The organism is Isoptericola sp. 178 (assembly GCF_030586525.1).
Classification (GTDB): Bacteria; Actinomycetota; Actinomycetes; order Actinomycetales; family Cellulomonadaceae; genus Isoptericola; species Isoptericola sediminis.
The window spans coordinates 69,681-89,934 of the sequence record NZ_JAUQYN010000005.1 but is presented as its reverse complement, the minus strand read 5'-3'; the positions used below and the strand labels follow the sequence as shown (position 1 = coordinate 89,934).

Genomic DNA, 20,254 nt, shown 5'->3' with positions numbered 1-20,254 from the left:
GGACCTGTTCTGAAGAGTAGGCTCTGAAGCCGTGTCCGAAGCCGCTGTGCCCCTCGCGGTGCTCGGCACGCGCTGGGCGGAGTCCGAGCGCTGGGACGTGAGGTGGAGAGGGTTTCTGTGGCGGCGCGCTGAGCCGATCCCGTTGAGCCCGGTGAGGTTCCTTGACTGGACGGTCGACGGAGCGCCACTGCGGGACCGGCTCGCCCTTTTGTACGGTGCGCCGTGCACGGACATCACCTTTCTGACCGAGGGCTCCCGAGGTGATGCGTTCGCGGTCGAGAGTCTCCGCGCGCTCGTTCTGGAGAACGAGTCCGGGGTCGAACCGTGGGTGCAGTTCACCGATGGCAGAGCGGGCGTGCTGTTCTGTCCGCAGTGCGGCGACCTGGCGTGCGGCGCTGTGAGCGCGGACGTTCGGGTCACAGCATCCGCCGTCGAGTGGCGCGACATCGCGTATCAGGACGGAATCAGTGAGGCGATTCAGATCGATGAGGTCCCCGCGTTCACGCTCCGATTCGACCGTGCCCAGTATGAGGCGACCGTGCGGGGGCTTCTGATGCAGTGGAGCAGTCCCAGCGACGCCTAGTCCGAGGCCCCGGGTACAGCGACGCGGTGTCGAGCAGGAGCAGGCGCATGGGGTCAGCCTTCCACCTCGGCGGCATCCGGGTCGTCCACAGGCCTGTGCACCGGCGAGCCGGTCATCCGAGGACGGCCGCCATGAGCCCCAGACCGCCGGCGACGGCGAGCACCGAGACCCCGAGCGTGCTCAGGGCGTGCACCACGGCCCGGGCGGGCCGGCCGCCGCGCAGCATCGTGGCGGTCTCGACGATCGAGGTCGAGAACGTGGTGAAGCCGCCGCAGACACCGACGGCGAGGAGCAGCTGCCACGGGGACACCTCGCCGGAGAGCACGAACCAGCCCGCGACGAGCCCGATCAGGAGCGAGCCGAGGGCGTTGACGATCCAGGTGCCCCACGGGAAACCGTCCGGCCGGCGGGCCCTGACCGTGTCCGCGAGCCAGAACCGCGCGGCGGCGCCGACGCCTCCGCCGATGCCGACGAGCAGCGCGCCCAGCAGCCCGCTCATGCGCCCTCCTCGGGGTGGAGCAGCCGTCCGAAGGTGCTGCGGGAGGTCCGCAGGCCCAGGAGGATGCCGAGCAGCGCCGCAAACGTGCCGAGGACCAGCGTCGCGCCGGCGTAGACGGCGGCGACCGACCAGGCGCCGTCACCGGTGAGCGCGGTGGTCTCCAGCGCCAGGGCGGAGTAGGTGGTGAAACCGCCCAGCACGCCGGTGCCGAGGAACAGCCGGACCCGGCGCAGCCGCGGCGTCTCGAGACCGCGGCGCGCCACCGCCTCCAGCAACCAGCCGAGCAGGAACGCGCCGAGCACGTTGACCGCCAGGGTCGCCCAGGGCCAGCCGCCGGACCCGGGCGGCAGGGCCAGGCTCACGCCGTAGCGGGCGACGGACCCGACGGCTCCGCCGGCGGCGACCAGCGCGACGAGGCGGACGTCGCGGTGCGGGTGTCGGTCGGGGGCCACGGTGCCCATCCTGCGTGCCGCCCCACCCCGCGGTCCACCGGCCCCGCAGGAGAGGTCAGGCGGTCGCGGGCGGCAGACGGTCCGGCAGCCCGAACCGGGGGAACCACGTGGCCGTGTCCAGGAACGTCGTGATCCCGGTGACGCGGCCCGCGCCGTCGTCCTCCAGCACCACCAGCCCCCAGGGTGTCCAGCCGCCGTCGGGGGACGCCCGGTACTGCCCGAACGCCATGGACCCGTTGGCGTGCACCCGCAGGCACCGCGACCCCCGGCAGCCGTGCCCGGGCCCGACCATCCAGCGCACGATCTCGCGCGGACCGTGGACCCACAGGGTGTAGGGGGGCATGTTGAGCACGGCGTCGTCGTGCAGCAGCGCGACCAGGGCGTCCATGTCGTAGCGCTCGAAGGCGTCGAGGTACCGCCCGAGCAGCGCCTCGTCGACCTGCCCCCGGCCCTCGGCGTCCCGGGAGATGTTCTTCGACCCGAGCGTGGCGCGCGCCCGCTGGAGCGCGCTGTTGACCGAGGCCACGGTGGTGTCCAGCAGGGACGCCGTCTCGGCCGCCGACCAGCGCAGCACCTCGCGCAGCACCAGCACGGCCCGCTGCCGGGGCGGCAGGTGCTGCAGCGCCGCCACGAACGCCAGCCGCACGGACTCCCGGCCCACGGCCATGTCCGCGGGGTCACCCTCGCGCGGCAGCACGGCGTCGTCCGCGACGGGTTCGACCCAGCGGTCCTCGGCCAGGGTGTCGCCGAAGTTCTCGATCTCGGCCGGCTGCGGTGCGCCGATCCCCATGGGGCGTTCCCGGCGCTTCGCCGACCCGAGGTGGTCGAAGCACACGTTGGTGGCGATCCGGTACAGCCACGAGCGCAGCGAGGAGCGCCCCTCGAACCGGTCGTAGGCGCGCCAGGCGCGCAGCATCGTCTCCTGCACGGCGTCGTCCGCGTCGGCGGCACCGCCGAGCAGCCGGTAGCAGTAGCCGGTCAGCTCGCGGCGATAGGTCTCGAGCTTCTCCTCGATCGCCGACGAGGCGCCGGCCTCGGGGGAGGCCGTCTGTGTCATGCCTCACACGGTAGGTCGGCCCTCCGACACCCGCGCGCAGAGGGTCAGGTGCGCCGGCGCCGGGCCTCGTCGCGCGTCCACGGCAGCACGCGCTCGACCAGCGGGACCGAGCTCGTGCTCGGCGACTGGCGGCGGACGACGGGCACCACGCCGGTCAGCGGCCGGGCCGACCGGTCGATCTCGAACCAGACCGTCTTGCCCTCGCCCTGGGCACCGTGGCGACCGACCGCGGCGTCCGGCAGGTGCTGCTCCACGCCCCAGCGGGAGGCCAGGCGTTCCATGAACTGCACCCCGCGGCCCGACAGGTCCTGCGGCGTCGGGGCCTGCAGGACGGGCCGCCGCGTGCAGCCGTCGCGGACCGCGACCCGCAGCCGCGTCGCGTCGACCTCGACGGTGACGACGATCGGACCCCTGCCGTGCTCCAGCGCGTTGGTGAGGATCTCGCTCGAGAGCAGCATCGCGGTGCGGCGCTGCTCGGCGTCGACGCTGCACGACTCCAGCACGTCGTCCACCCACCGGCGGGCCGGCCCGAGGTCGCTGAGGTCCTCGTGCGCGACCTTGCGCTCCGCCGTGGCGGGGCCGGCGGCGGACGGCGGGCCGGACGGGGCGGGGACACGGGCGCGGGCCACGAGCACGGCGACGTCGTCGCGCTGGGCGCGGCCGACCAGCCGGCGCACCAGCGCGCGCGGGAGCGCCGCGGTGGCCTCCCCGTGCACGTCCGCCAGGGCCTTCTTCAGCTCGGCCATCCGGTCGCCGAGCGGTACGCCGCGCCGTTCCACCAGCCCGTCGGTGTAGAGCACGAGGGTGTCGCCGGGGAGCAGCCGGTCGACGTGGTCGCGGCGTCGCACCCCCGGGTCGACACCCAGGAGCATGTCCGGGCGGGCCTCGAGCTCCTCGACCGAACCGTCCCGCCGCAGCACCAGGGGCGGCGGATGACCGGCGTCGGACCAGGTCAGGGTGTAGCCGCGTTCCGGGGTCCCGTCGGGACCGGTGTCGCCGCGGGGCTCGGCGTCGTGGTCGAGCCGCACGACGACGGCGGTGGCCATCGCGTGCAGCCCGAGCTGGCTGTCCGCCCGGTCCAGCCGGGACAGCAGGGCCGCCGGTGACTCGTCGTGGCTCCAGGCCAGCACCCGCAGCATGGACCGGAGCTGGCCCATCTGCGCCGCCGCGTTGACGTCGTGCCCGGCCACGTCCCCGATCGACAGGACGGCGGCCCCGTCCTCGTGGACGACCGCGTCGTACCAGTCGCCGCCGACCTGGTCCGTGCGGGCGGCCGGGGCGTAGGTCGTGGCGATGTCGAGGTGCGCGACCGCGGGCGGGTCGGTCAGCAACGACTCCTGGAGCGTGGTGGCCACCCGTCGGCGGGCCTCGAGCAGCGCGACCCGTTCCAGGGCCATCGCCACGTACCGCGTCACCGTGGTCTCCAGGGCGGCGGTGGCGGCGTCGTGGTCACGCTCGTCGGCCCAGACGCACACGACCACGCCGACGACGTCGTCGTCGGCGATGATCGGCAGGAACGAGCGGGCGCCGGTCGAGGTCAGGCCGAGGCCGGCCATGGCCGGGTAGGCGGCGATCATCTCCTGGTGGTCCCGGTAGAAGCGGGTGCGCTGCTCCCGCACGGCGGCGACGTCCGGGCGGGGCGCGTCGAGGCGCAGGTTGCGCATCTGGTCGGGGAACCCGGGCTCCTGGTGGCCGACGGTGACGTAGCGCAGGTGCCGGCGGTCGGCGTCGACGAGGGCCAGGGAGCACCACCGCGCCCCCATCCCGGCGCCGACCACCTGCGCGATGGTCTCCTCGATCTCCTCGATGGTGGTCACGCCCGCGAAGCGTTCGGACAGGCCGAGCAGGAACTGGGCGCGCTGGTGGGCACGGAAGGCCACCTGCTCGGCGCGTCGGGCCCGCTCCCGCTCGGCGCGCAGCCGCAGCTCGCCCGTGCACGAGGCCGCCAGGTCGGACAGGGTGGCCAGGTCGGCGTCGGTCCAGTCCCGGCGGTGCTCGGACAGGGCCCAGAGGGCTCCGACGACCTCGCCGCGGCTGTCCTCGACGGGGTAGCCCGCCAGGGCACGCACCCCCATCTCGGCGATCATCCCGCGACCGGCGACGAGCGGTTCGTCCGCGACGTCGGGGACGATCAGCGGCGTGCGGGTCTCGGCGACGATGCGTGTCGCCGGCCGATCGAGGCGGTAGACACGGCTCCGCTGGACCTCCTCGGGCAGGCCGACGGCCCCGGGAAGGTACTGGACGTCGTCGCCCCCGAGCACGATGAAGGACGCCGCCTGCACGTCGAGCGTGCGACGGGCGATCCGCACGATCCGGTCGAAAACCTCGTCGGCGGGGGAATCTCCGGGAGCGCCTTGGGTCAGCGAACCCAGGACCTGGGTCTCGGGCACGGTCCCAGTATGGCCCTGATCACGGCGTCGGCCGCACACCGTCCGGGCCACGTCGGTGATCCGTCCCGGGCACCGGGTGACGACTTCCCGTTGCGATCTACGTCACACCGCGCGCACACTGGAGCAAGGACCAAGACGGGGGTGGCACCGTGGTGGGAACCGCTGGAACGTTCGACGCACTGCCCATGCTGGGCCGTGGCAAGCACCGCAACCCGAAGAAGGGCGCCTGCTTCATGGAGCTGGCGTCGTTCCTCGCCGGGGAGCGCTGGAGTGATCATCCCCAGTGCACCCATCCGCTGCTGGCGATGCTGGCGCGCGCCGTCAACGACCTGACGTCCGACCATCACCGGCCCCGGCTGGCGCCGATGATCCCGTCGGTGATCGGGCTCAACAGCGACGACCCGCACTGGGACGTGCGCATCGCCCTGCGGGCCGCCCAGACCGCTCTGCCCGTCGCACCGGCCGACCGTCAGCAGACCCTCGCGGTGGCGGTCTACGGGGCCGAACGGATGCTGGACGTCCTCGACGCCCGGCCGGAGGGGACCATGTCGCCGGAGAGCGTCGCGGCGCTGGCCACCGTCCCGAAGACCGCCGAGTGGGCCCGTCGGTTCTGCGCCGGCACGCACGTGAAGCCGAAGCGGTTCGTGCGCGACGCGGCGCCGTCCGTCGTCTCCACGGCCGTCCAGGGCATCAGCGAGTCCTTCCTGCCCGACGTCGACGCCCGGCTGCGCGCCCTGCTCGCGGACACGATCGCCGACGCCCGCCGCTGGTCCGGTCTCCAGGAGGCCGGCGAGTCGCTCCGGCAGGACCAGTGGGCGGACGTCGTCCGTCCCGCCACGGTGTGAGCCACCGGGCCACGGTGTGACCGGAGGAACTGCCGACGTCAGCGTCGTCTGCTAGACCGGGGACGTGATCGACACCAGCGTCAGCCCGCTCGACCGGCTCTCCCTCGACGACCTGCGCCGTCGTACCTCGGTGAAGTGGACCGCCTATCCCGAGGACGTCCTGCCGATGTTCGTCGCCGAGATGGACGTGCCGCAGGCGCCGTTCGTCGTCGACGCGGTGACCCGTGCCCTCGAGGTGGGTGACACCGGGTACGACCGCGGCACCACCTACGCGGACGCGCTCGTGCCGTTCGCGCAGCGCCGCTGGGACTGGACCCCCGACGCGTCCACGAGCCGCACGCTGCCCGACGTCATGGTCGCCGTCACGGAGATCCTGCGGGTGCTCACCGCCCCGGGCGACGCCGTCGTCGTCACCCCGCCCGTCTACCCGCCGTTCTACGGGTACACGCGCAACGAGGGACGACGGGTCGTCGAGGCACCCCTGACCGACGCCGGCCGTCTGGACCCGACGACGCTCGAGGCCGCGTTCCGCGAGGCGACCGGTGGGGGACCCGCCAGCGGGCGACCCGGGTCGGGGCGGCGTGCCGTGCTGCTGCTGTGCAGCCCGCACAACCCGACCGGCACGGTCCACACCCGCGACGAGCTCGAGACGGTGCTCGACCTCGCCGGACGGTACGGCGTGCGCGTCGTGGCGGACGAGATCCACGCGCCGTTCACGGTCGCCGACCTGACCGACGGCGGCACGCCGTTCACGCCGCTGCTGAGCGTGCCCGGCAGCGAGAGCGCGATCGCCGTGCACTCGGCGTCCAAGGCGTTCAACCTCGCCGGTCTGCGGGCCGCGACGGCGCTGGCGGGGCCCGACGCCGTGGCCGACCTGCGCCGCGTCCCCGAGGAGGCCGGGCACGCCGTCAACCACCTCGCGGTGCTGGCGCACGCCGCCGCGTACACCGAGGGCGACGCATGGCTCGACGCCCTGCGCGCCGGGATCGTGCGCAACCGGGAGCTCGCGACGCGGCTGCTGGCGGAGCACGCCCCCGCGGTCCGGGTCCACCCGGCCGAGGGCACCTACCTGATGTGGCTGGACGTGCGCGACGCCGTCCCGGCCGGGGTCGACCCGCACCGGCACGTGCTGCGCACCGCGAAGGTGGCGCTCGGCGACGGACGGGACTTCGGTGCCGGTGGTGACGGGTTCCTGCGGCTCAACCTCGCCACCTCCGTCGACATCCTCACCGCGGCGGTGGAGCGGCTCGGCCGGGCGTTCTGATCCGGTGCCCGCCCGCCGCCGTCACGCCACGCCGAAGGCCTCCTCGAGCGTCGTGCCCGTGCGGTGCACGTAGGTGGCGAGGTCCTCGCCGACGTACCGCAGGTGCCACGGCTCGGCGTCGTAGCCGGTGATCTCCTCGCCGCCGGCCGGGTACCGGACCACGTAGCCGTAGCGCCACGCGTTCGCGGCGACCCAGTCCGACGACGGCGTCCCGCCGAACCGCGTGAAGTCGACACCCGCCTCGGTGACGTCGACCGCCCAGCCGGTCTGGTGCTCCGAGTGGCCGCTGCGGGCGGAGAACCGGTCCGCCCCCGACGTGCCGTGCTGTGCGGCGTACCGGCCGAAGAGGTCCTCCTGGTAGTCGGCGGACCGGAAGCCGGAGACGAGCACGAGCTCGCGGCCCGTGGCCGCGTCCGCGTCCGCGGCGAGCCGTTCGATCGCGCGGGCGGCCGCCGGCACCAGCCGGACGTCCCCGGCCTGGCCCGGGCCCTCGGGACGGACCAGGCGCTCCGGCTCGTAGCCCGCCGGGCGCACGGGGCGGTCCTTGGTCACCAGCACCGTCGGGAGGGTCGGGTCGTCGGTGGCCTCCCAGGTGACCGTGACCTCCTTGACCGCGCTCGTGGCCGCCGCGGCCGTGGCGGTCGCGGACGCCTGCAGCCGCCACCGCGTGGTCGGCGCGTGGCGCCAGTGCCGCGTGAGGGCGACCCGCGCGACGTCGGCGCCGCCGTGGTCCAGCGTCAGCGTGCTCCGCGTGAGCCACTCGCCGTCGACCCGTTGCTGCAGCGCGAGCCGTCGCCCCTGGGCCGGTGCGACCAGGACCCCGTCGGCGGACGGCTGGTCGGCGGTCCGGCGCGCGTCGGTGTCCCACCCGACGAACGAGGTCGTCCCGGCCCCGGAGTCCTCGCGCCCCCGCGTCGAGCGGGAGGCCGCCGTGGGGGTGGGCTGCGCCGCCGGCGCTCCGTCGGCGAGAGTGCTCGTCGTGCCTCCCGTCAGGTCGGGGGACGACGCCGTCCCGGCGACCGTCCCGGCGGCGAGCGCCGTGGCGACGAGGACCGTCCGGGCGAGACGGGACGACCGCCGAGGCGGGACGAATCGGGAGTTCACGACCGCAGCGTGCCAGACGGGACGCTACGCTCGCCACGTGCGCCGTCGGACATCGTTCGCCCTGACCGTCCTGCTGACGTCCGCCGTGCTCGCCGCGGCCGGGTGCACGGGCCCCGAGCGGCCCGCGCCCGACGACACCGCGGAGGCGCTGGCGGACGGTCTGGCGCGCCAGGACCTGTCGGCGCTGACGCTGGTGTCCGACACCAGCGCCATCCCGCAGCAGCAGCTCACGGAGGTCGTGGAACCGCTCGTCGCCGCGGCCGGCGACGGCGACGCCGTGCCGGACGTGACCGTCGCGGAGGTGGTCGAGGCCACGACCGAGGAGGACGAGCCACCCCGTGCGTCCGTGCGGCTCGCCTGGAGCTGGCCGCTCGCCGCGGGGCACACCTGGGACTACACCACCGAGACCGAGATGGTCTGGGCCCCGCCGCCGGAGGACTCCGAGGAACCCGGCACGTGGGAGGTGCGCTGGGGGCCCGACGTCATCGTGCCCGGCCTCGCCGGCGGGGAGCGTCTCGAGCTGGAGGTGCTGGCGCCCGACCGCGGCGACCTCCTGGACGTGCGCGGCGAGCCGTTGGTCACCGCGCGCGACGTGTGGCGCATCGGCATCGACAAGACCTTCCTCGAGCCGGAGGAGTACGAGCAGCAGGCGACGGAGCTGGCCGAGCTCGTCGGCCTGGATCCCGCGGCCTACGCGGCGCGGGTCGAGGGTGCCGGCGACAAGGCGTACGTCGAGGCGATCACGATCCGCCAGGACCGCAAGACCTCGGGGGTGTCGTTCACCGCACGCGACGCACGGTCGATCGCCGGCGTCAACGTGCTGGCGGACACGATGGAGCTCGCCCCGACGTCGTCCTTCGCCCGGCCGATCCTGGGCCGCGCCGGCGAGGCGACGGCCGAGATCATCGAGGAGTCCGACGGCGCCGTGCAGCGGGGGGACGTCGTCGGTCTGTCCGGTCTGCAGCGCGACTACGACGCCGTGCTCACCGGGACCGACGGTCTGGCGGTCCACGTGGTCGCGGGCGAGGACGGCGAGGTGCTGCGCGACGCCTACCGCGTGGAGGGCGTCGACGGCGCGGACGTCGCGACGACCTTCGACCCGGACCTGCAGGTCCTGGCCGAGAAGGTCCTCGCCGATGTCGAGCCGGCCAGCGCGATCGTGGCGGTCCGGCCGTCGACCGGGGAGGTCCTGGCCGCGGCCAGCGGCCCGGGCGGCGCGGGCTGGTCGACGGCCACGCTGGGGCAGTACGCGCCGGGCTCGACCTTCAAGGTGGCCACGGCGCTGTCGTTGATGCGCTCCGGCGTCTTCCCCGAGGACACGGTCCGGTGCCCGCGCCGCATCACCGTCGACGGGCGCACGTACGAGAACGTCCCGGGCTACCCGCAGGAGGCGACCGGTGAGGTGACGCTGCGCACGGCGTTCGCCCACTCGTGCAACACCGCCATGATCGGCGCGGGCGCGGAGGTCCGGCAGGCGGACCTGGCGGCCGCGGCCGTCGACCTCGGTCTCGGCGAGCCGGCGGTGGGCGCCCCGGCCTTCCTCGGCGCGGTCCCGACCGAGGCGTCGGCCACCGGGCACGCGGAGGCGCTCATCGGTCAGGGCAAGGTGCTGGCCTCGCCGCTGGGGATGGCCACGGTGGCGGCGTCGGTGGCGGCGGGCGAGCGGGTCGAACCGTTCCTGGTCCGCCCGGCCGAGGGCGAGGACGACGACAGCGCGTCACCGTCGCCGTCGGCCGAGGACGCCACGGCGGAGCCGGCCGAGGAACCGGCCGGGACCGCCGACGGGCTCGGCGCGTCCGAGGCCGCCGACCTGCAGGACCTCATGGGTGCCGTGGTGTCCGACGGCAGCGCCTCGGAGCTGGCCGACGTCCCCGGCGTGACCGGCGCGAAGACCGGGACCGCCCAGTACGGCGACGGGTCCCAGCAGCACGCGTGGATGCTGGCGATCGCGGACGACCTCGCGGTCGCGGTGTTCGTCGAGGACGGCGAGTTCGGCTCCACGACGGCGGGACCTCTGATGGGGAGGTTCCTCACCGGCCGCTGAGTCCGGCCGTCCGGCGGGGGCGGTCCGCGACCGCCGGGCCGTCACTCGGGGATCGTGAACCCGTCGTCCTGGCACATCGCCTCGAGCGAGGCGACGGCCTCCGCGACGTCGTCCGGGTCGGCCGGCGTGCCGGCGAGCGCCTCGTCGAACGGGGTCTTGATCGCCTTCAGCATCGCGACGGGGCCGTTGTCCGCGTAGCGGATCCGGGAGTCGAGCCGGTAGCTGATGATGGAGAACGCCTCGCGGCTCTCCTCGGTCAGCGGCTGGTCGAGCTCGGCGGCCCAGCTGTCGACGCGGTGGTCGATCGAGAGGTCGTCCCCGCCGTAGTAGCCGCTGCACGTGGTCTGGACGCGGGTGAGGGCTTCCGTCTCCGACGAGGCCTCCGGGGCGGAGGACGACCCGGACGACCCGGACGCCGGCGAGACCGTGTCGGGCCCGGCGCACGCCGTGAGCAGGAGGGCAACGGAGACGACCGCGGTCGCGGCGTGGAGGGTTCGCATGGGAACGATTCGACACGGATCGGGCCCGACCAGGCAACTTCCTCCGGGTGTTTGTCGCGTGTCTCACAGCGGGCCCGGGCGGGACGGTCCGGGACCTCCCGCCCGGGCGCTCGCGGCAGACCTCAGGCGAACCGTGCGGAGCGCTCCACGACGCGACCGGCGCCCCGCCCGCCGTCGGCGTCCCGGTCCCAGGAGTACACCGCGGTCCCGGTGACGAGGACGTGCTCGGCGCGGGCGTTGACGTCCAGCGGGTCGCCCGACCAGATCACGACGTCACCGTCGAGGCCCGGCCGCAGCGCGCCGACCCGGTCGTCCAGCCCGAGGATGCTCGCGGGGTTGACCGTCAGCGCCTCCAGGGCGACCTGTCGGTCCAGTCCCTCCTTGACGGCCAGGGAGGCCTGGTGCACCAGGAAGTTGATGGGCACCACCGGGTGGTCGGTGGTGATCGCGACGGTCACCCCGGCCTCGGCCAGCCGGGCCAGGTGGGCGATGTCGCGGTTCCGCAGCTCGACCTTGGTGCGGGTGGTGAACATCGGCCCGAAGATCACCGGGACGCCCTTCTCGGCGAGCACGTCGGCGACCGCGGCGCCGTCGGTGCCGTGGTTCACCACGAGGCGGTAGCCGAACTCGTCGGCGAGCCGCATCGCCGTGGCGATGTCGTCGGCCCGGTGCGTGTGCTGGTCCCAGGCGAGCTCGCCGTCGAGGACGCGGGCCAGCGTCTCCTTGGTCAGGTCGCGGGCGAACGGCTCGCCCTTCTCCTCGGCGGCGGCGCGGGCGGCCGCGTAGTGCTGGGCGTCGAGGAACGCCTGGCGGATCACCGAGGCCACCCCGAGCCGGGTCGACGGCGTCTTCTTCTGCTCGCCGTACACCCGCTTCGGGTTCTCGCCCAGGGCGCTCTTGACCGACACCGCCTCGCGCAGGACCTGCTCGTCGACGGTGCGTCCGCCCCAGGTCTTGATGGCGACGGTCTGCCCGCCGATGGGGTTGGCCGAGCCCGGCTTGACGACGACGGAGGTCACGCCGCCGGCCAGGGCGTCGCGGAACCCCTCCTCCTCGATGTTGATCCCGTCGAGGGCGCGGAACGCGGCCCCGTTCGGGGCCGTCTTCTCGTTGGTGTCGTCCCCGGCCCAGCCCTCGGCCTCCTCGTGGACGCCGACGTGGCCGTGGGCCTCGACGAACCCGGGCAGCACCCACCGGCCGCCCGCGTCGAGGGTCGGGACGCCGTCGGGGATCTCGACGTCGGCGCCGACGGCGGTGATGACGCCGTTCTCGATCAGCACCGTGCCGTTCTCGACGGGGTCGCCGGCCACGGGGACGACGTAGCCGTTCGTGACGGCGACGGAGCTGCGGGTGGTTCCGGGTGCGGTGGGGTAGGTGGAAGTCATGGGGGCCATCCTGCCCCCGGCACCCCGACGGCCTCGACCGGGCGGGGCCGGCCGGCGGGCGACCCGCGCCGCGTCAGCGCTCCGGGACGTTCTCCTCGATCTCGCGCAGCCAGGCCGCCGCGGACGCGTCCGACGGCATCCGCCAGTCCCCGCGCGGCGACATCGTGCCGCCGGGCGACACCTTGGGGCCGTCGGGCAGCGCGGACCGCTTGAACTGGGAGGCGAAGAACCGGCGGAAGAAGACCAGCATCCAGCGGCGGATCTCGGCCAGGTCGAAGGCCGACCGGTCGTCGTGCGGGTAGTTCGGCGGCCACGCCCCGGCCTCGGCGTCCCGCCAGGCGTGCCAGGCGAGGAACGCGATCTTGGACGGCCGCATCCCGAACCGCAGCGTCCAGAACAGCGTGAAGTCCTGCAGCGCGTACGGGCCGACCGTCGCCTCGGTGGACTGCGGCGTCTCGCCCTCCCCGGACGGCACGAGCTCGGGGGAGATCTCCTGCACGACGATCTCGCGCAGCACGTCGCCCACCTCGACCGGGAAGTCGCCCGAGTCCGCCACCCAGCGGATCAGGTGCTGGATGAGGGTCTTGGGGACGCCGGTGTTCACGGCGTAGTGCGACATCTGGTCCCCGACGCCGTAGGTGCACCACCCCAGCGCCAGCTCGGACAGGTCGCCCGTGCCCAGGACGATGCCGCCGCGGTGGTTGGCGATCCGGAACAGGTAGTCGGTGCGCAGCCCGGCCTGCACGTTCTCGAAGGTGACGTCGTAGACGGCCTCGCCCTCGCCGTACGGGTGGCCGAGGTCGCGCAGCATCTGCTCCGCGGCGGGCCGGATGTCCAGCTCCTCGAACCGCACGCCCAGGGCCTTGGCCAGGCGGGTGGCACGGTCCTTGGTCTCCGCCGACGTCGCGAACCCCGGCATCGTGACCGCGTGCACGTCAGTGCGCGGCCGTCCGAGCCGGTCCATCGCGTTCGCGGCCACGATGAGCGCGTGGGTGGAGTCGAGACCGCCGGAGACGCCGACGACGACCTTCGGCCGGCCGATCGCGGTCAGCCGTCGCTCCAGGGCGGTGACCTGGATGTTGTACGCCTCGTAGCAGTCCTGGGCGAGCCGCGCCGCGTCGTCGGGCACGAACGGGAAGCGGTCCACGTGCCGGCGCAGGCCGACGTCGCCCGACGGCGGGCGCACCTGCCACTCGACGACGCGGAAGCCGCGCACCCGGTCGCCGAGGGCGCGCCGGTTGTCGTCGAACGTGCCCTGACGCAACCGGTCCTGGCGCAGGCGGTCGAGGTCGACGTCGGCCACCGCGCGCCGGGGGCCGTCCGGGAACCGATCGGTCTCGGCCAGCTCGTCGCCGGCCTCGTAGACCATGGTCTGCCCGTCCCAGGACAGGTCGGTGGACGACTCGCCCTGCGACGCCGCGGCGTAGACGTAGGCGGCGTGGCACCGGGCCGAGGCCGAGCGCACCAGGAGCCGACGGTCCTCGGCGCGGGCGATCGTGATGGGGCTCGCCGAGGGGTTCAGCAGCACCGTCGCGCCGGCCAGCGCGGCCTCGGCCGACGGCGGGACCGGCACCCACATGTCCTCGCACACCTCGACGTGCACCGTCAGGCCCGCGACGTCGGAGGCGCGGAACAGCAGGTCCGGGCCGCACGGGACCTCCTCGGCCGCGAAGGGCAGCCGGACCGTGGACCCGCGCAGGTCGGTGCCGGAGGCGAACCAGCGCTGCTCGTAGAACTCGCGGTAGGTGGGCAGGTACGACTTCGGGGCCACACCGAGCACCCGGCCGCCGTGGACCACCACGGCGCAGTTGTGGACGCGCCCGTGGATCTCCAGCGGCGCGCCCACCACGAGCAGCGGACGCAGGTCGGCGCTGGCCTCGACGATCTGCTCGAGCGCGTCCCCGACGGCCTCGAGCAGCGGGTCGGCCAGGTGCAGGTCGCCCAGTGCGTACCCCGAGACCGACAGCTCGGGGAACAGCGCGACCGCCACCCCGTCGTCGTGGCAGGCACGGGCCTGGTCGAGGATCGCGGCGGCGTTCGCGGCGGGATCGGCCGACGTCACCGGCACGGTGCAGGCGGCCACCCGGGCGAACCCGTGGGCGTAGGCGTTGCGGAAGTCCACACCCCGAGTGTGCCCGACGACACCGGTCCGGTGTTGGCCGACGCCGCGACGGCGGGGCTATCGTCGACGTCGTGGCGCACCATCCCGAGGGCTCCCGGCCCCGATCCCGACCGTCCGCCCCGTCCGAGGGGCCGGACTGGACGCCCGTCCGCTCGCAGCGGCGGAACCGCCTGATCGCCGCGGTCGTGGCGCTCTCGATGCTGCTGACCGCCGTCGGCGGCACCGCCGTCATGCTCGTCGGTGCGCTGTCCGCCGGCGCGCACGACCAGCTGCTCTCCACCGACCCCGAGGACGGGGCCTCCCTCGAGGAGCCCGTCGAGAACCTGACGCTCACCTTCAGCTCCGACGTCATCGCCGACGGCACGCAGGTCCGCGTGACGCCGCCGTCCGGCGAGCCGGTCGACGCCGAGGTCACCGTCGACGGCCCCGAGGTCGTCGCCGCCGTGCCCGGGCAGGCCGCCGGCGGGGAGTACGAGGTCGCCTGGCGCGCCGTGTCCTCCGACGGTCACCCCATCGAGGGGTCGTTCGCCTACGAGGTCGCCGCTCCGGCGGCGGACGCGGGCGAGGACTCCGCGCAGGCCGCCGAGACGGACGACCGGGCCGCGGCACCGAGCGAGCAGCCCGGCCCGTCCGCTCCGGTGCAGGACGACTCCTCGGGCGCGGGCGGGATGCCCGTGCTGTACGGCGGCGCGCTGGTCGCGATCATCGGGGTCGCCGCGCTGATGCTGGCGCGCTCGCGCCGCCGGCTCCACGACGACCACGGCCAGGGCCCGACCCAGGGGCCGCTGAGCTGACCCACCCGTCCGCACGGGGCTGGTCAGGCACGCCGAGACGGCGAAAAGTCGCAGGAACCCGCGGATGTTCCATAGTGTGTTCCCGGTCCACCGGTTCTGCCGGTCTGGCCGTGAACGTGACGACGTACGGCTCCGTACGTCGTGATCCGGAGAAGGGATTCACATGTCGCTGAACAAGTCCGAGCTGGCCTCGGCCATCGCCTCCAAGGCCGACCTGACCAAGTCGGACGCCGAGGCTGCGCTCAACGCTTTCCAGGAGGTGCTCGTCGAGTCCCTCAGCAAGGGTGAGGCCGTCAAGGTCACCGGTCTGCTGTCGGTCGAGCGTGTCGAGCGTGCCGCCCGCACCGGCCGCAACCCGCGCACCGGCGAGGAGATCCAGATCCCGGCCGGTTACGGCGTCAAGATCAGCGCCGGCTCGCTGCTGAAGAAGGCCGTCGCCAAGTGATCCTCCGCTGACCCCGGTCAGCGTCCGAGGGCCCGTCGTCCGCGGAGTCGCGGACGACGGGCCCTCGTGCGTCCGCTCCCCCTCCGGCGCGACGAGCGTGCGCACTCGGTACCCGATCCGCGGGGATGGCGTGCTGAACGAGCACGCTCGTCGCTCCCGCTCCCGCGCCCGGCCCAGCGCCCGGGGTCAGAGGTCGCCCTTGCGCTCCAGGTAGCGCATCGCGGCCCACCCGAAGGGCACCCGGCCCCAGTAGGTGACCACCCGGAACAGGATCGTCGTGGACAGCGCGATCGAGGCCGGGATGCCTGCCGCGGTGAGCCCGGCCGTCAGCGCCGCCTCGACACCACCGAGACCACCCGGCGTCGGGACCAGTGCTCCGAGGGCGTTGCCCACGAGGTAGATGACGGCCACGTCGATGAGGTTGAGGGACTGGCCGAACGCCGCCAGCGCGGCGTCGAAGGCCAGCACGTAGCCCAGCGACATGACGACGTTGCCGCCGATCCCGAGGGCCAGCCGGGTCGGCTGGCCGAGCATCTGCGACAGCCGCGGCCACACCTGCTCCAGCGTGGGCCTGATCTTCCCCCAGATCCACCGGCGGATCGCGGGGACCAGCAGGACGGCCGCGATGACCGCGGCGATCCCGGCGATCGCCAGCAGCACCGTGATCGAGGGCAGCTCGATGAGTCCGCCGGACCCGGTGAAGATCGAGAGCACCACCAGCAGGACCACGGTGACCACGAACTGGGAGACCTGCACCAGGGCGACGGTGGCCACGGCCATCGGCAGCTCGACGCCGCGGCGGGTGAGCATCCGCAGGTTGAGGGCGGCGGGACCGATGCCCGCCGGGGCCGCGAGCGCGACGAACGACCCCGCCATCTGGGTCAGCGTCGCCCGCCACAGCGGCAGCCGCTTCGGGGAGAACGCGACGAACGTCAGCGCGGCGCCGAACCACGTGACCGCGCCCAGCACGAACGCGGCGACCACCCACCAGGGGTTGGCCCGGCTCACGGCGTCGGTGATCTCGTCGAGGTTCATGGTGGTCACCAGCGCGGTGACCACACCGATCGACAGGGCGAGCGTGATGACGGTCCGGGCACCGAACCGCGTGATGTTCTCCGGCTGGACGTCCACCTGCGGCAGCCGTTCCACGAGGGCGTCGCGCAGGTCGTCGAGCAGTCCGCGGCGCTGGCGCACGGCCACGCGGGTCGCGGCGGGCAGGGCGATGGACTGCAGCAGCGGGCCCACGGCGGCGACGTCGTCGGCGGGCAGCGCACGCACGGCCGACGCGACGGCAGGTCCGGGGCCGACCCGCAGCGCGAGCAGGGCGAGCATCTGCACCAGGTCGAGGCGTCGGCCCAGGATGGTGGAGGCGATCTCGCCCTGCTCCCACCCGGTCAGCCACACCCGGGGGCGGGTGCCGTGGGAGTCCACGAGCAGCACGTCCGGGGTGAGCGCGTGGTGGGTCAGGCCGGCCTCGTGCGCGCGCCGCAGCTGTTCCCAGACGGCGGCCAGGACGGCGTGGCCACGGTCCCCGGCGAGCGCCTCGTCGGGCAGGTCGCGCCACGGCACGGCACCGACGGCGTGCTCGGTGACCAGCACGATCGAGTCCGCGGCCTCGCCCACGCCGAGCAGCCGCGGGGTGCGCACGTGGGCGGCGTCGGCGGCGTAGGTGAGCATCGCCGTGCGTTCGGCGACGGCCTTGAGCGACACCTGGGCCCGGCCCTCCAGGCCGCGCAGGCGCAGGCCGCGCCACAGCCGCGTCAGGACGCCCACGACGTGCCGGTCGCCGTCGAGCACGACGACGTCGCGGCGGTCGCCGTCCGGCGTGAACATCGCGTAGACGCGGGCGTCCCCGGTGCGGGTCAGGGCGCGGGTCGCCGGGTCGGCGAGGGTGTCCGACGCCGGCAGCCCGGTGCCGACGTCGGCGCCGGCGCCGCGGCGGCCGCCGTAGCGGGGACGGTTGCGCAGCAGGGCGCGCAGGGTGGTGCGGCCGGTGACCGCGCCGGAGGCGTCGACGTCCGTGACGGTCTCGTCGGGTATCGGGGCGGGGGGCGTGTCGGCGTTCACGGGGGCGGTGACGTCCCGGACCCGCACGAGGGTGGTCGGGCGGAAGCCGGCACGGCGGACGGCCGTGACGAGCTCGCCGCCGTAGGCGCGTTCGGACCGCACCCCGGAGGCGTACTGCACGGTCTGGCCGGCGAGCCGGCCGAGCAGCAGGGCGACGAGCACGCTCGGCAGGGGGGCCTGCCCGGTGATCAGCGCGATGACCAGCGCCAGGTAGAGGACGTTCCACGACCAGCGGACGGTGCGCCGACGGGTGCGGGGGCCGGCGGTGGTGAGCAGCGCCGCGATGCCGACGACGTAGATGGGGACCGTGATCCGCCAGGCCCCGTCGCGGAAGATCGACAGCGACCGCAGCAGGTCGTCGCCGCCCCACCAGCCGACCATCAGCACGGTGAGGACGCCGAGCACGATGCCGAGCGTCGCGGCGACGATCGACTCCACGACCTGACGGCCGAGGCGCCGCACGCCGAGCTCGGCGAGCACGGCGACGGGCACGAACAGCGTGACGAGCCCTTCGAGCACGGCGACCGGGATGAACAGCAGCTCGCCCAGCAGGGTGTTGAACGCGCGCACGTCGGCGGTCACGCCCTCGGTGGTGCCGTGGGCGACGACGGACAGCACGAGGACCGCGGCGACGCCGACGGCGCTGCTGATGAGGCCGAGCAGGTCCGAGGGGTTGCGGACGCGCTGCTCCGGGGTGTCGACGACCCGGACCAGCCCGGCGTCGTCGTCGGGGGCGCCGCCGGCGAGGAAGAGCGCGTCGAAGGCGCCGGTGGGCGGCGGCGTGTCCGCGGCGCCGTACGACCCGACGTCGTGCACCGTGCCCGGCGGGTTTCCAGGGCCCGCGGGGCCCTCGCCGCTGCCTCGGGACATGGGGGGAGTCTAGGTCGGCGGGGCGGTCGAGGCCCGGTGGAGGGGGGTGAAGGCCGGACTGATCTGCCGGACATGTCACACTGATGTGATCTGGGCGACATGATTGCCTGATAGAACTGCCGTCAACGTGGACGGCATGCGGCCGGGAGGCCGCATCGAGGAGGGAAACACACATGAGGACGATTCGCGGGACGCGACGCGCCGTCTCGACCGCTGCCGGGGCGGCTGCTGTCGCGCTGGTGCTCACCGCGTGCGGCGGTGGCGGCACGGACGAGGGCTCCGAGGCGGAGGGCGACAGCGGTGCTGGTACGTCGCTCACCATCGGCACGACGGACAAGATCACGACCATCGACCCGGCCGGCTCGTACGACAACGGGTCCTTCGCGGTGATGAACCAGGTCTACCCGTTCCTGATGAACACGCCGTACGGGAGCCCGGACGTCGAGCCGGACATCGCCGAGTCCGCCGAGTTCACGGCGCCGACCGAGTACACGGTCACCCTGAAGTCCGGGCTGAAGTGGGCCAACGGCAACGACCTGACCGCGTCGGACGTGAAGTTCAGCTTCGACCGTCAGCTGGCGATCGCCGACGAGAGCGGCCCGTCGTCGCTGCTGTACAACCTGGACAGCACCGAGGTCGTCGACGACACCACCGTCGTCTTCCACCTCAAGGAGGCGAACGACCAGGTCTTCCCGTCGATCCTGTCGTCCCCGGCGGGCCCGATCGTGGACGAGGACGTCTTCTCGGCCGACGCCCTGACCCCGGACACGGAGATCGTGGACGGCCAGGCCTTCGCCGGCCAGTACGTGATCACCAGCTACACGCTCAACGAGCTGGTGACCTACGAGGCCTTCGACGGCTACCAGGGGCTGCTCGGCGAGGCGAAGACCCCCGAGATCAACGTGTCGTACTTCGCCGACGCCTCCAACCTCAAGCTCGAGGTCCAGCAGGGCTCGGTCGACGTGGCCTTCCGGTCGCTGTCCTCGACCGACATCGAGGACCTGCAGGGCGACGACGGCGTGAAGGTCGTCGAGGGCCCGGGCGGCGAGATCCGCTACGTCGTCTTCAACTTCGACACCCAGCCGTACGGCGCCGCGCAGGACGACGCCGACGAGGACAAGGCGCTGGCCGTGCGTCAGGCCGTGGCCCACCTCATCGACCGCGAGGCGATCTCCGAGCAGGTCTACAAGGGCACCTACACCCCGCTGTACTCCTACGTCCCGGCCGGCCTGACCGGTGCGACCGAGTCCCTCAAGGAGATGTACGGCGACGGTGACGGCGGCCCCGACACCGACGCCGCCACGCAGGTGCTCGAGGACGCGGGCGTCGAGACGCCGGTCGAGCTCAGCCTGCAGTACTCCAACGACCACTACGGCCCGTCCTCGGGCGACGAGTACGCCCTGATCAAGGACCAGCTGGAGTCCTCCGGGCTGTTCAGCGTCGACCTGCAGACCACCGAGTGGGTGCAGTACAGCAAGGACCGCACCGCCGACGTCTACCCGGCCTACCAGCTCGGCTGGTTCCCGGACTACTCCGACGCGGACAACTACCTCACGCCGTTCTTCCTCGACGGCGGGTTCCTCGGCAACCACTACTCCAACCCGGAGGTCGACGAGCTGATCGTCGAGCAGGGGGTCACCGAGGACGCGGACGAGCGTGCCGGCGTCATCGAGGAGATCCAGGACACGGTGGCGCAGGACCTGTCGACCGTGCCCTACCTGCAGGGCGCGCAGGTCGCCGTGGTGGGCTCGGACGTGTCCGGCGCCGAGGAGACCCTCGACGCCTCGTTCAAGTTCCGCTACGCGGCGCTGAGCAAGGGCTGATCGAGGACCC

General features: G+C 73.8%; 16 protein-coding genes. 7 read left to right on the top strand and 9 right to left on the bottom strand.

The window, feature by feature from the left end; genetic code table 11:
• Positions 1 to 31: 31 nt before the first annotated feature.
• A complete protein-coding gene (locus Q6349_RS14525; protein WP_304604697.1) occupies positions 32 to 583 on the top strand; it encodes a hypothetical protein in 552 nt (183 codons plus the stop codon).
• A gap of 112 nt (positions 584 to 695) precedes the next feature.
• Here Q6349_RS14525 and crcB read toward each other — a convergent pair whose 3' ends face one another.
• From crcB to Q6349_RS14505, 4 genes are read right to left on the bottom strand one after another with little or no spacing between them, the layout of a single operon-like run.
• On the bottom strand, positions 696 to 1,082 hold the full coding sequence (gene crcB, locus Q6349_RS14520) for a fluoride efflux transporter CrcB (RefSeq protein WP_304604696.1): 387 nt from the start codon (positions 1,080 to 1,082) through the stop codon (positions 696 to 698).
• A complete protein-coding gene (locus tag Q6349_RS14515; protein ID WP_304604695.1) occupies positions 1,079 to 1,534 on the bottom strand; it encodes a CrcB family protein in 456 nt (151 codons plus the stop codon). Before Q6349_RS14515 ends, crcB begins: the two co-directional genes overlap by 4 nt.
• 55 nt (positions 1,535 to 1,589) lie before the next feature.
• Entirely contained in the window at positions 1,590 to 2,591 is a 1,002-nt protein-coding gene (locus tag Q6349_RS14510; RefSeq protein WP_304604694.1) for a sigma-70 family RNA polymerase sigma factor, read from the bottom strand.
• A 44-nt stretch (positions 2,592 to 2,635) separates the two neighbouring features.
• Positions 2,636 to 4,981 (bottom strand): SpoIIE family protein phosphatase, encoded by a 2,346-nt coding sequence (locus Q6349_RS14505; protein WP_304604693.1) that lies wholly within the window; start codon positions 4,979 to 4,981, stop codon positions 2,636 to 2,638.
• 149 nt (positions 4,982 to 5,130) lie between these two features.
• Between Q6349_RS14505 and Q6349_RS14500 the strand changes: the two genes are divergently transcribed.
• Together Q6349_RS14500 and Q6349_RS14495 are read left to right on the top strand one after the other, a co-directional pair.
• Entirely contained in the window at positions 5,131 to 5,826 is a 696-nt protein-coding gene (locus tag Q6349_RS14500) for a hypothetical protein (protein WP_304604692.1), read from the top strand.
• Positions 5,827 to 5,890: 64 nt separating this feature from the next.
• On the top strand, positions 5,891 to 7,090 hold the full coding sequence (locus Q6349_RS14495; RefSeq protein WP_304604691.1) for a MalY/PatB family protein: 1,200 nt from the start codon (positions 5,891 to 5,893) through the stop codon (positions 7,088 to 7,090).
• A gap of 21 nt (positions 7,091 to 7,111) precedes the next feature.
• Here Q6349_RS14495 and Q6349_RS14490 read toward each other — a convergent pair whose 3' ends face one another.
• Positions 7,112 to 8,194, bottom strand: a complete 1,083-nt coding sequence (locus tag Q6349_RS14490) for a M15 family metallopeptidase (protein WP_304604690.1) — start codon at positions 8,192 to 8,194, stop codon at positions 7,112 to 7,114.
• A gap of 37 nt (positions 8,195 to 8,231) precedes the next feature.
• Here Q6349_RS14490 and Q6349_RS14485 point away from each other — a divergent pair, with 37 nt between their 5' ends.
• On the top strand, positions 8,232 to 10,238 hold the full coding sequence (locus tag Q6349_RS14485; RefSeq protein ID WP_304604689.1) for a penicillin-binding transpeptidase domain-containing protein: 2,007 nt from the start codon (positions 8,232 to 8,234) through the stop codon (positions 10,236 to 10,238).
• A 41-nt stretch (positions 10,239 to 10,279) separates the two neighbouring features.
• On the opposite strand, the gene Q6349_RS14480 is transcribed toward Q6349_RS14485, so the two are convergent.
• The 3 genes from Q6349_RS14480 to Q6349_RS14470 all read right to left on the bottom strand — a co-directional run bounded on the left by Q6349_RS14480 (position 10,280) and on the right by Q6349_RS14470 (position 14,245).
• On the bottom strand, positions 10,280 to 10,738 hold the full coding sequence (locus Q6349_RS14480) for a hypothetical protein (protein WP_304604688.1): 459 nt from the start codon (positions 10,736 to 10,738) through the stop codon (positions 10,280 to 10,282).
• 122 nt (positions 10,739 to 10,860) lie between these two features.
• Complete coding sequence (locus Q6349_RS14475; protein WP_304604687.1) at positions 10,861 to 12,123, bottom strand: amidohydrolase; 1,263 nt, start codon at positions 12,121 to 12,123, stop codon at positions 10,861 to 10,863.
• Positions 12,124 to 12,196: 73 nt separating this feature from the next.
• The gene (locus tag Q6349_RS14470) at positions 12,197 to 14,245 is read right to left on the bottom strand and encodes an NAD(+) synthase (protein WP_304604686.1); all 2,049 of its coding nucleotides are present in this window, start codon (positions 14,243 to 14,245) and stop codon (positions 12,197 to 12,199) included.
• Positions 14,246 to 14,316: 71 nt separating this feature from the next.
• Here Q6349_RS14470 and Q6349_RS14465 point away from each other — a divergent pair, with 71 nt between their 5' ends.
• Positions 14,317 to 15,039 (top strand): copper resistance CopC family protein, encoded by a 723-nt coding sequence (locus tag Q6349_RS14465; RefSeq protein ID WP_304604685.1) that lies wholly within the window; start codon positions 14,317 to 14,319, stop codon positions 15,037 to 15,039.
• A gap of 163 nt (positions 15,040 to 15,202) precedes the next feature.
• The gene (locus tag Q6349_RS14460; protein ID WP_304604684.1) at positions 15,203 to 15,484 is read left to right on the top strand and encodes an HU family DNA-binding protein; all 282 of its coding nucleotides are present in this window, start codon (positions 15,203 to 15,205) and stop codon (positions 15,482 to 15,484) included.
• A 186-nt stretch (positions 15,485 to 15,670) separates the two neighbouring features.
• Here the strand turns inward: Q6349_RS14460 and Q6349_RS14455 are convergent, their stop codons facing one another.
• The gene (locus Q6349_RS14455; protein WP_304604683.1) at positions 15,671 to 18,421 is read right to left on the bottom strand and encodes a lysylphosphatidylglycerol synthase transmembrane domain-containing protein; all 2,751 of its coding nucleotides are present in this window, start codon (positions 18,419 to 18,421) and stop codon (positions 15,671 to 15,673) included.
• 173 nt (positions 18,422 to 18,594) lie between these two features.
• Between Q6349_RS14455 and Q6349_RS14450 the strand changes: the two genes are divergently transcribed.
• The gene (locus Q6349_RS14450; protein WP_304604682.1) at positions 18,595 to 20,244 is read left to right on the top strand and encodes an ABC transporter substrate-binding protein; all 1,650 of its coding nucleotides are present in this window, start codon (positions 18,595 to 18,597) and stop codon (positions 20,242 to 20,244) included.
• Positions 20,245 to 20,254 lie beyond the last annotated feature (10 nt).